This is a genomic window from Rosettibacter primus (assembly GCF_036860675.1).
Classification (GTDB): Bacteria; Bacteroidota; Ignavibacteria; order Ignavibacteriales; family Melioribacteraceae; genus Rosettibacter; species Rosettibacter primus.
Genome location: NZ_JAYKGK010000003.1, coordinates 272,660 through 286,019 on the forward strand (window position 1 = coordinate 272,660; position 13,360 = coordinate 286,019).

The window sequence follows — 13,360 nt, forward strand, 5'->3', positions numbered from 1 at the left end:
CTTGCTTTGAAAAATTTTCTTAAAAAAATACTTAGAAATAAAAATTCTTTTTTAAATGAAAGAGCTCAACTATGCGAAGAGAGGAATAAACTAATACTTAAAAACCTTAACGGTATTGCCTATCAAATTGATGTTAGACATCCGCAGATAACTTTTATGGAAGGAAATGTAGAAGAACTTACGGGATATTCAGTTGAAGAATTTATGAGCGGGAAAAAATTCTGGATAGATATTGTTTACAGTGAAGATGTTAATAAATTTTTAAACGAAGCAAAAAATTTAGCTTTATCCGATAACTATACGGCTGATAATGAATACAGAATAGTTCATAAAAATGGCAATATAGTATGGATTAAAGATATAGCAACAACATTTAAAGATGATAAAAAAATTATTCATGGAATTTTATATGACATTACACATTACAAAGAGAAAGAGGAAAAATTAGAATTAGTGAGCTACTCTGTTGATAACGCAAGAATTCCAATTGTCTGGGTGGGCAGCAAAGGGGAATTTTTGTATGCAAATAAAGCTGCCTGCAAATCCTTGGAATATTCTGAAGAAGAAATCTTAAAAATGACTGTGTTCGATATTGACCCCAATATAAAAAGGGAAAATTGGGAAGAACACTGGCAAAAAACACTTGAAAAGAATTCATATGTTTTCGAAACAATTCATCGTTCAAAATCTGGAAGAGAATATCCCGTAGAAATATTTGTTGATACTATAAAATATAAAGGTCAATATATTCACGCAGATATTGTAAATGATATATCTGAAAGAAAAAAATATGAACAACAGCTAATCGAAGCAAAAGAAAGAGCAGAAGTATCAGATAGATTAAAAACCGCTTTCCTATCTCAAATGTCACATGAAATAAGGAGTCCGCTTCAAAAAATACTTGGATTTGTTGAACTTATTAAAGAATATATTGAACTTACAAATAATTACGTTGACCCTGAAATTTATGACTACTATACTTTAATAAATTTATCCAGCCGTAGACTGATAAGAACGATAGATACAATTTTGAATATGTCTGAAATGCACACTAATTCTTACACACCAATATTTGTAGAACGAGACTTGTATTCTTTGATATATGATATTTATCAAGAATTTAAACACGATGCTTCTGTTAAAAAATTAGATTTCAGATTTGAAAGCTCTACTAATAATTCAAAAATTAGAATAGATGAATACAGTACAATACAGATATTTGAAAATTTGATAGATAACGCAATAAAATATACCGATAAAGGATTTGTAAAAATATCTATTGGAAGAGATGCGAGAAATAATTTATATGCTGAAATAAGTGATTCGGGAATTGGAATGACAAAAGAATTTATGGACAAATTGTTTTTCCCATTTAATCAAGAAGAGATTGGTTATACAAGAACATATGAAGGTCTGGGTTTAGGACTTGCACTCGTTAAAAAATACTGTGACTTAAACAATGCAATAATTGAAGTAAAAAGCGAAAAAGGAATTGGAACCACCATAAGAGTTACATTTCAAATATTTCAATCGGGCAACAGTCACTCAATTAATTCTTATCATACTGTTGTGCAAAATAAATTATAGAATTATTCTTTATGTAACCTTCTCGAATAAGTTCATCAGTAGCTTCAGCAATTATAAATTGATACAACCAGTTTAACCATTCCCAGAATGATGTTTCCTCTTTATAAACAGAATTTAGATAATATTTAACAAGTTTCGGTTTTTGTTTGTCGAGATTTTCTATTAAATCCTTTGTAATTATCGATGCTATTTGTTCAAAATATTTTTCATCACTCTTGTTTATTTTTAACATAACATTTTTATAATTATAAAAATTTTTTGAGGCCACATTAAAATAATTTTTAACAAAAAAATTCTTCGAATATACCTTCATAGAATCATTAATTGATTTTTCAGAATAAATTAATGAATCGTTATCATCTTTTAACTGAAAAAGAGCTGCATAAAAATTTTTGTTCCCTCTTTTTGGTGGGGAAGATTTTATAAATCTTTCCTGAATATTTTCTAATTGCCACTTATTCAATACTACATTGCTTAATAAAAACAAAGATAAATCTTCAAAAGAATTTTTCTGAAGTTCTGATTTTTGTTTAGAACTCACTTTCGTAAAATGCTCTGAATAAAAATTTCTAATCATTGGGAGACGTGCAACAACAATTTCTGCTACAATTTTCCCGATTGGCTTTGCTATTTTTTTTAATTGTTTCTGATTTTCAAAATCCATAATCATGCATGATGGAACAAAAGCTCCGTCATCTTTCTTTTTAATAAGACTATTGGCATAAAGAAAATTTATTTTTTCTTCATATTGTATGTCATTCAATCCAAGAAGTTTTTTAATTCTGTCATTATCAAAATTTTCATGCAGAAGAATTAATATTTCTTTGAAATATTTTTTATTAAGCTCAATTTCAATAGTATCATTTTGAGGTATTGTTCTAACTACAAAAGTTCCTTGTAATACTTCGTTAATATCTTTTCTGGTGCTACATGCTGTAATCACAATAAAAAATAAAAATAAATATTTCTTCATTACTGTTATCAGTCTTTTTTACCAATTAAAAGAGAAAATCCAAAACTTGTATCTTTTCTTTCAATTTTTGAAATACCTGCATTGTTAAGCCAATCTCTCATCTCAGATTCTGTGTAGGTATCTCCATTTTTAGTTCCGACAAGCATATTAACTGCAAATAGTGCACCCCCCGCAGGTTTAGTTCTGTCTTCATCCATTATCCAGTCTTTAATTATAATCTGTCCATTTTTATTTAAGGCATCAGCACATTTTCTAATCAACAATATATTCTCATCAAAACTATTGCTGTGAACAATTGCAGAAAGAAAAATCAAATCGAAGTTGTTACCAATGTCATCGGTAAGATAATTACCTTCGATAAAAGAGATATTGTTTTTATATAAAAATTCTTCAACATATTTTCTGGTCAATGGAATAACTTCTGGCAAATCAAAAATGACAGCTTTCATATCAGGATTAGATTCAACAAATTTCATTGTAAATGCACCCGAGCCACCACCTACGTCGAGCATTCTCTTAACATTTTTAAGTTCAATCATATATGAAACAATTTTAGCTTCTTTCAATGCGCGATAATGCATTGCAGCAATGAATGAATTTGTCCAGTGTGAATTTTCAAGGTTTCTTTTATAAACTGAGGTTCCCTTTTTTACTGCTTCAGTTAAAGTACTCCATGTTTTCCACAATTCATTTGTATGAAATAATCCTCCCATAAATTCAGGTTTTCCTTCTACAAGAAATTGTGATGCACTTTCCGAATTATAAAACTTACCATGAATCTTTTTCAATAAACCCATTGCACACAAAGCATTCATTAATCTATCTGTTGCTTTCTCATCTATATTTAATTTACTGGCAACTTCTTTTGATGTAAGCATGTGTTTATCAATAACAGTAAAAATTTTTAATTCTACTGCTGTCAAAAGAATTCTGCTTTGCTGGAATGAGTATGCAATATTTCTAATATCTTCTGCTGTTAAAAATTTTTCTGAGGAATTCATAATTTATATTCTTCTTCTAAAACCTTCACCAAGCACTTCATGAACATTGTAAATAATTACAAATGCAGATGGGTCAATTGATTTTACCACATCAACAAGTTTAGAAACTTCTCTTAAAGGAACTACAGTAAGCAACATTTCGCGTTCGACATTTCGGAAAGCTCCGCGTGTTTTAACTGCTGTACAACCGCGTCCCATTTCATTCAGAATTGACTCTGTTATTTCATTAAATTTATCAGAGATAATATAAGCTGCACGTGCATAATCAAAGCCATCAATTATCATATCAATTAAACGGGAAGATACGAACAACAAAAACACAGCATAAAATGTTAAAGTTAATGCTGGACGTTCCGGTGAAAGATTCTTGATATCAATAATAAATCCAGCCAGTGCAATAACAAAAAAATCAATTATCATAATTGCCTGACCGGGTTTAATTCCAAATCGTTTGTGAAGTATAGAAGCAATTATATCAGAACCAGCTGTAGTGCCTTTGAATTTAAAAATGATTCCAAGCCCAACTCCAAGAAGAACAGAGCCAATAATAATCATAAAGAGAAAATCATTTTTGTAAAGGTCTAATACAGCTTGAGATTTATGAAGTTGAATTGACTGCAAACCTGGAATATCACCTCTGAATAAATCAATAAAAAATGAATTAAGAGAAAATCCCACAAAAGTTCTCATCCCAAATTTTTTACCTAATTCTTTTAATCCCCAGATAAATAAAGGAACATTCAGCAGCCAGACAAGAATTCCAACTGAAATTTTGTTCCCCGATAAATAATAAATTGCCATAGCAAGACCACTAACTCCACCTGGAACTACACGCGCATCTACAAGGAATACTCCTATTCCAATTGACATTATTGCAGAACCAAAAACAATTGCAATATAATCAATGATTGGGTACTTATTGAAAATTTCTCTTATCATATCAAAATATTATTTTATTCTTCTGAAAGATAGTGAGACTGAAAGAGTAAAAAAAATTTATAACTCTCCCTTTTTATACATTAATTGAGTTTTTATTCTCAGCAGCTGTCGTTCGATTATTAAATCAGCAAGTTTTTCAGGAATTGTTGTTTTATCTTTCGAATGCAAAATTTCATGAACTTTATTTTCATCAACATCTATTCTATAAAGATTAATTATAAACCTGTCAAAATTTTGGGACATTAATTCTTTAACCTTTTCAATCAAATATTCCCTAATAAATTTTTGTTCAGCCTTTGCAGGAAGAGATTCACCAGGAATTGATAAATCTTTGCTTAATTTCTTAATTAATAAAGAATAAATTTCTTCTTCTGACATAATTGATTTCTATTTTAATTAAAATATAGTTTTCTTAAAAATTCAATTCGTCTTTCCTGTGTAACCAGGAATCCATTAACTATTAAGTAGATTCCCGCTATCTTCCATTGAAATGTCTATGGCAGCGAGAATGACAGTCAATTTGAAATATATTTTTCAGAAGTTTCACATAATTACTTAATATAAACCATTGCTCTAATTTCAGAAAAATTTTGTGCAGTTAATTTATAAAAATAAATTCCACTTGATAGAAAATACGTATCTGCATAAAATTTAACTTGATAATTGCCAGCAGATTTGAAATCTTCAACAATTGTTGCTATTTCTCTTCCGAGCAAATCATAAACCTTCAGTGTTACAAACGATGCAAATGGAGTTGAATAATTTATAGTAGTTTCATTATTGAAAGGGTTTGGATAATTCTGTTTGAGATAATATAAACCATATTTGTAATCATCTTTTACATCAGTAGAGCCAGAGAATTTAAAAGTTGCATACACCGGCAAGTGGTCTGATGCAGAAATTAAAGAGTCAGCAAGTTCTTTTCCAAAAGAATTAAAGCCATAATTAATTGCTTTATTAAAATGATTGCCATCATTTCCTACAATTGTATATGTGCCATTTACATATTCAATTCCACCTAAATCTTTTACTGCCTGTGAAATTAATATCATGTCAAAACGAACTGTCAAATTATTAGCATACATTGTATGTGTAAAGGCATAAAGAGGATTATCGCCCCATTCACCAATAGCATCAAGCGGGTCAATAACATAACCTTTTACAGTTTTATCAATTAATTTTTGAACTGCAGATTCTGAACCGAACAAAGTATTAAAGTCGCCAAGCACAATAAAATTTTTGTTTGCTGGAAGTTGTGCTGTTCTTTTTCTCAATGAATCCACTGCTACAGCTCGTCTTCGCATGTTTTCTGAATTATCTCCTGTAAGCGTATTTGCTTTTAAGTGAACAGAAAAAATTATTAATGTATCATTTGTAAACTTGTTGATTAAAGGGAATTCATTGATTGGCCGTGTTTCTGCTTGATGAACAATATTACCAAGTGAAATAAATTTATCATCCCGGTAAAACAATACACTATTCATATTTGTTGATTCAACAAATTCTGCTGCTGCATATTTGTTATCAAGCACATAATTTAGTAGTTGATTTACTGAAGCTTTATCTCTTACTTCCTGACAAACAAGGATATCCGGTGAAACATAATTTATTACATATTTTAAAGCAGGATTATCCCAATCAAATTGATTTGGATTTGCAGGAGTAGGATTGTAAGCAGTATAATCATGAATGTTGTAGGTCATTATTCTGATATATTGCTGAGAATATAGAGTTACTGAAAAGATTAAAAAAATCAGCAGAAAAATTTTTTGTTTCATTTATAAAAACTAAATTGTTATTAAATTTGTTATGAAAACAAACTCTTGGTATGAAAAATATAAAATTATGGTATTAACCAAAATGTATATAAAAAAAATTGAATCACGGTTAATTAAAACAATCTGTTTTAGCTTTATCTTTATTATCTTATTATCATCGTGCAATAATAATTTGCCGGTGATTGAAGATTTTAGTCATGAAAATTTTTCGTTGATTAATCAGTCCGAAGAGAAAATAAATTTTCCTTCTAATTTCAAAGGTAAAATAATTATTGTGGGCTACATATTTACAAACTGTCCGGATATTTGTCCCCTTACAACTAATAATATGCGGTTAATTCAAGAGAAATTGAAAAAAGAAAAAATTAATGAGGTAGAACTTGTCTCAATAAGTTTTGACCCTTTGCAGGATACACCTGAAGTGTTAAAAAATTTTGCAGAGATTAGAAATCTTGATTTACAAAACTGGCAGTTTCTAACTGGAGAAAAAAAGGTAATTGATTCATTAATTAAAAAAGCAGAAGTTTTTGTAATTCCTGGGGATTCAACAATATTGAAAGATGGAAGAAAAATTTATTATTACATTCACACAGATAGAATTCAGCTTTTCGATAAACTTGGAAGAGTTAGAAAAAATTATGTGGGAAGTAAAGTCAATATTGAAGAAATAATTAATGATATAAAAAATTTATAATCTTTAAAAAGATTAAAAAATAGAGAGAATATTTATGAGCTCATTTTCATGTCAATTTATAGATAGTGAAAAAAGTTATTGTATAAGATTAAAAAAAGATTGTATTCCCGGAAGACCAGGCTGCGTATTAAAAGGAAGGTTTGTATTTGCAATTCCTGCAGAAAAAAGAATGACACCCGAATTAGATAAAAATCAAAACAATAAAAAAAGAAAAGAAATTAAATAAAATTGAGCAGGGATTTTCCTAACATAACCAATCAACTATAGCAAAAATTAAAAATTTTGTTTGAATAAGAGCATCATTTTTATATCTTGAAACTACAATTCTCAGATTTACCATTATTTTAAGATAACAAAATAGAATAAGAATAATGAAATTAACCAAATTATTTGCAGAATTTTTTGAAAGCGAAAAAGCAGGTGGAATTATCCTCGTTATTATGACTGTAATTTCACTTTTATTAGCTAATTCCGCTTGGCAAATCAGTTACATTAATTTCTGGAATCATGATATTGGAGGACATTCACTTGCGCACTGGATTAATGATGGATTGATGGCAATATTCTTTTTGTTAATTGGTTTGGAACTGGAAAGAGAAATTTATCAGGGTGAATTATCAGATATAAAAAATGCTTCTCTGCCAATTTTTGCTGCGGTTGGAGGTATGATTATTCCTGCATCTATTTTCTTATCTCTAAATTTTGGAACTGAAACACAGTCCGGGGCAGGAATTCCAATGGCAACAGATATTGCTTTTGCAATTGGAATTCTTTCCCTTTTAGGAAATAAAGTGCCCGCATCACTCAAAATATTTTTAACTGCTCTTGCTGTAATTGACGACCTTGGTGCAATTTTAGTTATTGCTATTTTTTATACGACCAGTCTTTCCTTTTTAAATTTATTTATTGCTCTTGGAATATTTGTTATTTTGATTCTATTAAATAGATTAAAAGTTCACAGCCTTGCTCCATATATAATTGGTGGAATTATAATGTGGTATTTTATGCTTCATTCTGGAGTTCATGCTACTATAACTGGAGTATTGCTTGCTTTTGCAATTCCCTTTACTGATGGAGGAGAAAAATCACCATCATATAAACTTCAACACTTTTTACACAAACCTGTAGCTTTTATTATACTTCCTATTTTTGCTCTTGCTAATACCTGCATTGCAATTGAAACTGAACTTTATAATAATTTAATTAAAAATTATAGCCTGGGAATTATTTTAGGTTTAGTAATTGGTAAACCTTTAGGAATAACAATTTTATCTTATGCTGGGGTAAAATTGAGACTTTGTCAACTTCCATCAGAATTAAAATGGAAAAACATTATTGGGGTTGGATTTATTGCTGGTATAGGATTTACAATGTCAATTTTTATCACACTTCTTGCTTACGAAAACATACAAATAATCAACAGTTCAAAAATAGCAATATTGCTTGCTTCGTTAATTGCAGGTACAATTGGCTACATTATTTTAAGATTAACATTAAAAGAAACAATAGAAAATGAAAGCGATTAAGATTAAATAAGTAACTAAGTCATCTTAATTGAAATGATACTAACATCATCTTCTAATTCACCATCAGTAAAATTCATAATTTCTTTTTTCAGCGCATCAATTGTATTGTCGTTCGAAGATAATGAACTCAAAAAATTGATTAATCTTTCCTGACCATATTGTTCACCTTTTTTATTTCTTGATTCTGTTATGCCATCAGTAATTAAAATAATTTCTTCTCCCGTTTGTAACTTAATTTCATGGTCTTCATATTGTCCTGATTGACTAAATCCAAGCAGTAACCCAGTTGATTGAATGTATTTTGCCTGTTTGGAAGATTTATGAATTATTGGTAAGTCACCAGCCCCAGAATATTTTGCAATTTTATTTTTTACATCAATAATTATTATTGAAAGTGTTATAAAGACTTCTGAAATTCTTTCGTCTTTGTAAACAGATTCATTAATTCTTTGAAGTATTTCGCTTGGTTTAAATTCTTTAGAAGATTCAAGAACAAATCTTGCAGCACTGCGAACATAACCAGCATATGCAACAGCAAAATACCAGGCTCCCCATCTTTTCCCCATAACATCCCCAAGTATTACTACAATATTGTTATCGTCTATACTAAAATAATCTATAAAGTCTCCACCGGGTACATTTTTATATGGCATATACAATTGATTAATTTCAAGTCCTTGAAATTTTGGCGGCACATCTGGAACCACAGTAGCAACCATAGAATCTGCGGCTCTTTGTACTTCGTCAACTACCTTCACTCTTTCTTTTTCCAGACTTTTTAGAATTGCCGACACTTTTGCAATAACAACTTTGGGACTTGCAGTTTTGATAATGTAATCTTCGATTTCTAAATCAAATCCTTTAAGAATATCTTCTTCTGAACCTTTTGCAGTAAGAAACACAAATGGGATTGTTTTTAATTCCGGATCTTTAAGCAATTCTCTTCTAAATTCGAATCCGTCCATCTCGGGCATCATTATATCGCTAATAATCAAATCAGGTTTAATTTCATGAGCAAGTTTTAATCCCTCTTTTCCATTTGAAGCATGTTCACAATTAAATCCTGCTTTGCTCAAATTGTGCATAAAAAGTTTTGCTATATTAAATTCATCTTCTACAAGAAGAATTTTACCGGATATTTTATTGTTTTCAACAGCTGACAAAGTTAAACTCCAGATTTAATTTTTCTGAAAGCTTCTAATTGCATCCTGCAGTTCAGGATACGACTCAAATACTCTGAATAATCTTGTCAATTCGAACATTGATCTTACAGCAGGTTTAAATCCAACAAGTTTTAAATCGCCTCCTAGATTCGCTACTTTTTTAAGAGCATTTACAATTACTCCAAGAAATGTTGAATCTATAAAATCAACTTTACTCAAATCAATAATCACATTTTTATAACCCTTATCAATTTTTTCATATATCATATTTTTTAAATTGCTCGATTCTTTTAATGTTGCTCTTTCAGTGTTTATTATTTCAACAACAATATCATCAATAATTTCTTCTACAATTTCCATAATGGCTCCTACTTAATTTCTATATTATATTTCTTTATTAAACGATACAAAGTTGCTCTCCCAATTTTTAATTTTCTTGCTGCTTCAACCATATTTCTACCTGTTGCTTTGATAGCATGTCGAATGGCAAGTTCTTCTAATTTTTCAATTGGTATTATTGGAGAATCATCTGAAAAGAGAGCAGTTTTAGAATCTACAGCTATTGTTTGAGAAGTAATAGAAGGGGGTAACACATCAACATCAATATAATCTCCATCAGTAAGAATCATACATCTTTCGAGAGTATTTTCAAGTTCACGAACATTTCCAGGCCAGTTATAATCATACATAAGTTTAAGGGCATTTTTTGTTACACCTTTAATGTTTTTACCGTGTTTTTCATTTAATTGTTTAATGAAGTGGTCTATTAAAACAACTATATCTGCTTTTCTTTCTCTTAATGGTGGAATATAAATAGGAAAAGAACTTAATCTATAATACAAATCTTCTCGGAAAAGTTTTTTATCAACACACTCTTTTAAATCTCTATTTGTTGCAGAGATAATTCTTACATCAGTTTTAATTACTTCATTACCTCCAACTCTTTCAAATTCTTTTTGCTGAATAACGCGAAGTATTTTTGCTTGAAGAGACATTTCCATTTCACCAATTTCATCAAGAAATATTGTGCCGCCATTTGCCAATTCAAACTTACCTATTTTTCTTTGATGGGCTCCGGTAAACGAACCTTTTTCATGACCAAATAATTCGCTTTCTAAGAGTTCTCTTGGTATTGATGCACAATTAACTACAACAAATGGAGCATTTTTTCTTTTTCCATTATAATGAATTGCTCTTGCAATTAATTCTTTTCCAGTTCCGCTTTCTCCTTGAATTAATACTGTTATATCATTATCAAGAACCTTCGAAACCATTTTAAAGGCTTCCTGCATTTTTTTATCTGCAGAAACAATGTTATCGAAGCTGTATTCTTTTTGAATATTTTCTTTCAGCTTTTTCAACTCTCGTTCGAGGTCATAATTTTTAATTGCATTTCGGATTGCAGATTCAAGTTTATTTTTGTCAATCGGTTTAGGAAAATAATCGAAAGCCCCAAGTCTAATTGATTCAATTGCAACTTCAATACTTCCCTGTGCAGAAAGCATAATTACGGGCAACTGTGGATTTTGCTGTTTTATTTTTATCAGCAACTCATTACCATTAATATCCGGCAGCATAATGTCAAGCAAAATCAAATCTGGTTCTTCAGATAGAGCATCAATCACACCAGCGCCGGAAAGAAATGTTTTAACTTTGTAACCCCATTGGTTTTTACACCAATGTGTAAGCATTTTTAATATTGATTCTTCATCATCAACTATAAAAATTAATTTTTCCAATTCACCCTCTTAAATTTATTTGGGTAATCTAATAATAAATGTTGTTCCTTTGTTTTCTTCGCTTTTTACTCTGATAATACCTTTATGCAAATCGACTATTTGTTTTACCACTGCAAGACCCATTCCTGCTCCAGAGACTGGTGCATTTGGTCTGTATATTTTACTAAATTTTTGAAACAACTTCGGAATTTCTTTCTCAGGAATTCCTATGCCTGTATCGCTAATTGTAAATTCCATTTCTTTATCATAATCATTTATCATCAAAGAAATTCTTCCGCCGTTTGGTGTATACTTAATTGCATTTGAAATAAGATTACTTAATGCCTGTTTTATTCTTTTTTTATCAGCATAAATTTTTATTTCTTTTTCTGGATACTCTTTTGACAAAACAATTTCTTTCTTTTTAATATCCTCAGAAAATTCTGCAGCGGTTTCATCCACAAGTTTCTTAATTTCAAATTCTTCTTTCTTTAATTCCTCTTCGCCAGATTCTAGTTTTGAAAAATCAAGAACATCATTAATAATTTTAGCCAACCTTCTTCCTTCGCTCAAAATTATTTCGCTAAATTCTTTTATTGTTTCGCGAGGTAAATCTTCATCTGTTGCAATGGTTTCTGCAAAACCTACAACTGAAGCAAGCGGTGTTCTTAATTCGTGTGAAATATTTGATATGAACTCACTTTTAAGTTTGCTTAATTCTTCAAGCAGACTAATCTTTTGACGGGCTCTTTCTCTTTCAATTGATATTATTCTGTTAGCTTCTATGAGTTTAGCATTTAAATCACGAATTTTCTGTTCATCAATTTTTCTATTTGTAATATTTCTTCCAATTCCAATCATGCCAGAAACTTCGCCGTCAACTATCATTGGTTTTGAATGAACTTCAAATGTAATTCTTTTATCAAATCTGTCAACAAATGGTGCTTCAAAAACAACTTTTTCTTGTGTTGTCAAAATTTTTGAAAAAGCTTCGGCAATTTTAGGTTCATCTTCTTTGTCGATAAAATCCAGAAAGTGCTTTCCAATCATCTCTTCGGGTTTATAACCAAGTGTATTTGCACCATTTTTATTCACCATATTAAAATAGCCAAATCCATTTAATATAAAAATCAAATCGTCTGCTGTATCTATCAGCATTCTAAATTTTTCTTCCGAGTTTTCAAGTTTAAGTCTCGTAATCTTTTCTTCTGTTGTATCGAGAATTATTCCCACAATTCTAATAACTTTACCACCTCTTAATATTGGAACACCAGAATGTTTAACCCAGTGTTCTTTTCCAAATCTATCTTTCATTTTATATTCAACGATAGATGGTTCTCCAGCTCTTAATTTTTCAATAAACTTTTTAAATGTTCCAAAATGTTCTTTTGCTATTGTTCGAAGAATTAAGAATTTATTTTCATAAATTTCTTCGGGAGTAAAACCGAATAATTGTCTTACTGCCTCTGTAATAAAATAATATTCACTACCGTCTGCACTTGTTGAATAAAGAACTGCCTGAATGCTACCAATTGATTCTTTTAATAATTGTTCAATCCCGATTTCTTTTGTTGCATCTGTAAATAAGGAGATTACATAAGATTCGTCATTTTTTTCGGGAATAAACAATGAATTAACAATAAAAAATTTTTCTGATAAATTTTTATCAATATACTTTAATCTAAAAAATGGGATGCTTTTTTCTTCCTTTGCTGCTTTAATGAAAGGTAATTCTTGAGTTGATAACAGATTGTTATTTGTATCATAAAATTTTTCTTTATCCCAAAAGTCTATATTAAAATTTTCTGGATTATCGAACAGATTTTTTAATTTACTATTTGATACAATTTGTTTTGCTTTGGGGTAATTAATTAATACAGGCACATCAATTTCTTCAAGTATTTCTAAAATATTTATCGAGTTATTAATCATTTATAAAAATATCTATAAATTTTATTCTAAAATAATAAATTCATTTAAG

13 protein-coding genes are annotated in these 13,360 nt (G+C 29.6%); 4 read left to right on the plus strand and 9 right to left on the minus strand.

The genetic code is table 11. From position 1 onward, the window contains the following. Positions 1 to 6 precede the first annotated feature (6 nt). The gene (locus tag VJY32_RS05945; RefSeq protein WP_353676981.1) at positions 7 to 1,587 is read left to right on the plus strand and encodes a sensor histidine kinase; all 1,581 of its coding nucleotides are present in this window, start codon (positions 7 to 9) and stop codon (positions 1,585 to 1,587) included. Here VJY32_RS05945 and VJY32_RS05950 read toward each other — a convergent pair. The 5 genes from VJY32_RS05950 to VJY32_RS05970 all read right to left on the minus strand — a co-directional run bounded on the left by VJY32_RS05950 (position 1,550) and on the right by VJY32_RS05970 (position 6,203). Further along, on the minus strand, positions 1,550 to 2,560 hold the full coding sequence (locus tag VJY32_RS05950) for a hypothetical protein (protein ID WP_353676982.1): 1,011 nt from the start codon (positions 2,558 to 2,560) through the stop codon (positions 1,550 to 1,552). The two genes, VJY32_RS05945 and VJY32_RS05950, sit on opposite strands and share 38 nt — an antisense overlap. Positions 2,561 to 2,568: 8 nt before the next feature. Further along, positions 2,569 to 3,561 (minus strand): methyltransferase, encoded by a 993-nt coding sequence (locus VJY32_RS05955; RefSeq protein ID WP_353676983.1) that lies wholly within the window; start codon positions 3,559 to 3,561, stop codon positions 2,569 to 2,571. A 3-nt stretch (positions 3,562 to 3,564) separates the two neighbouring features. Continuing rightward, positions 3,565 to 4,500 (minus strand): YitT family protein, encoded by a 936-nt coding sequence (locus VJY32_RS05960; RefSeq protein ID WP_353676984.1) that lies wholly within the window; start codon positions 4,498 to 4,500, stop codon positions 3,565 to 3,567. A gap of 57 nt (positions 4,501 to 4,557) precedes the next feature. Next, positions 4,558 to 4,878 carry a hypothetical protein gene (locus VJY32_RS05965; RefSeq protein ID WP_353676985.1) on the minus strand — a complete coding sequence of 107 codons (321 nt, stop codon included), beginning with the start codon at positions 4,876 to 4,878 and terminating at the stop codon, positions 4,558 to 4,560. Positions 4,879 to 5,051: 173 nt separating this feature from the next. After that, positions 5,052 to 6,203: a T9SS type A sorting domain-containing protein gene (locus tag VJY32_RS05970; RefSeq protein WP_353676986.1), complete on the minus strand. Its 1,152-nt coding sequence runs from the start codon at positions 6,201 to 6,203 to the stop codon at positions 5,052 to 5,054. Positions 6,204 to 6,360: 157 nt separating this feature from the next. On the opposite strand from VJY32_RS05970, the gene VJY32_RS05975 reads away from it, so the two are divergent. The 3 genes from VJY32_RS05975 (at position 6,361) to nhaA (ending at position 8,498) form a co-directional block, all read left to right on the plus strand. Continuing rightward, positions 6,361 to 6,972 carry an SCO family protein gene (locus VJY32_RS05975; RefSeq protein WP_353677066.1) on the plus strand — a complete coding sequence of 204 codons (612 nt, stop codon included), beginning with the start codon at positions 6,361 to 6,363 and terminating at the stop codon, positions 6,970 to 6,972. A 34-nt stretch (positions 6,973 to 7,006) separates the two neighbouring features. Further along, the gene (locus VJY32_RS05980) at positions 7,007 to 7,198 is read left to right on the plus strand and encodes a hypothetical protein (protein ID WP_353676987.1); all 192 of its coding nucleotides are present in this window, start codon (positions 7,007 to 7,009) and stop codon (positions 7,196 to 7,198) included. A gap of 145 nt (positions 7,199 to 7,343) precedes the next feature. Continuing rightward, positions 7,344 to 8,498, plus strand: a complete 1,155-nt coding sequence (gene nhaA / locus VJY32_RS05985; protein ID WP_353676988.1) for a Na+/H+ antiporter NhaA — start codon at positions 7,344 to 7,346, stop codon at positions 8,496 to 8,498. A 14-nt stretch (positions 8,499 to 8,512) separates the two neighbouring features. On the opposite strand, the gene VJY32_RS05990 is transcribed toward nhaA, so the two are convergent. The 4 genes from VJY32_RS05990 to VJY32_RS06005 are packed head-to-tail and all read right to left on the minus strand — an operon-like array spanning position 8,513 to position 13,311. Continuing rightward, on the minus strand, positions 8,513 to 9,661 hold the full coding sequence (locus VJY32_RS05990) for a SpoIIE family protein phosphatase (protein WP_353676989.1): 1,149 nt from the start codon (positions 9,659 to 9,661) through the stop codon (positions 8,513 to 8,515). A 15-nt stretch (positions 9,662 to 9,676) separates the two neighbouring features. Beyond that, positions 9,677 to 10,021 carry an STAS domain-containing protein gene (locus tag VJY32_RS05995; protein WP_353676990.1) on the minus strand — a complete coding sequence of 115 codons (345 nt, stop codon included), beginning with the start codon at positions 10,019 to 10,021 and terminating at the stop codon, positions 9,677 to 9,679. 8 nt (positions 10,022 to 10,029) lie between these two features. Next, positions 10,030 to 11,400, minus strand: a complete 1,371-nt coding sequence (locus VJY32_RS06000) for a sigma-54-dependent transcriptional regulator (RefSeq protein ID WP_353676991.1) — start codon at positions 11,398 to 11,400, stop codon at positions 10,030 to 10,032. A 15-nt stretch (positions 11,401 to 11,415) separates the two neighbouring features. Beyond that, on the minus strand, positions 11,416 to 13,311 hold the full coding sequence (locus VJY32_RS06005) for a sensor histidine kinase (protein WP_353676992.1): 1,896 nt from the start codon (positions 13,309 to 13,311) through the stop codon (positions 11,416 to 11,418). Positions 13,312 to 13,360 lie beyond the last annotated feature (49 nt).

What these genes read in the sequence shown, in the direction of transcription:
- VJY32_RS05965 (WP_353676985.1), bottom strand. Translation starts at nt 4,878, where the DNA reads ATGTCAGAAGAAGAAATTTATTCTTTATTAATTAAGAAATTAAGCAAA.
- VJY32_RS06005 (WP_353676992.1), bottom strand. Translation starts at nt 13,311, where the DNA reads ATGATTAATAACTCGATAAATATTTTAGAAATACTTGAAGAAATTGAT.
- VJY32_RS05950 (WP_353676982.1), bottom strand. Translation starts at nt 2,560, where the DNA reads ATGAAGAAATATTTATTTTTATTTTTTATTGTGATTACAGCATGTAGC.
- VJY32_RS05970 (WP_353676986.1), bottom strand. Translation starts at nt 6,203, where the DNA reads ATGACCTACAACATTCATGATTATACTGCTTACAATCCTACTCCTGCA.
- VJY32_RS05995 (WP_353676990.1), bottom strand. Translation starts at nt 10,021, where the DNA reads ATGGAAATTGTAGAAGAAATTATTGATGATATTGTTGTTGAAATAATA.
- VJY32_RS05960 (WP_353676984.1), bottom strand. Translation starts at nt 4,500, where the DNA reads ATGATAAGAGAAATTTTCAATAAGTACCCAATCATTGATTATATTGCA.
- VJY32_RS05975 (WP_353677066.1), top strand. Translation starts at nt 6,361, where the DNA reads ATGTATATAAAAAAAATTGAATCACGGTTAATTAAAACAATCTGTTTT.
- VJY32_RS05980 (WP_353676987.1), top strand. Translation starts at nt 7,007, where the DNA reads ATGAGCTCATTTTCATGTCAATTTATAGATAGTGAAAAAAGTTATTGT.
- VJY32_RS05955 (WP_353676983.1), bottom strand. Translation starts at nt 3,561, where the DNA reads ATGAATTCCTCAGAAAAATTTTTAACAGCAGAAGATATTAGAAATATT.
- nhaA (WP_353676988.1), top strand. Translation starts at nt 7,344, where the DNA reads ATGAAATTAACCAAATTATTTGCAGAATTTTTTGAAAGCGAAAAAGCA.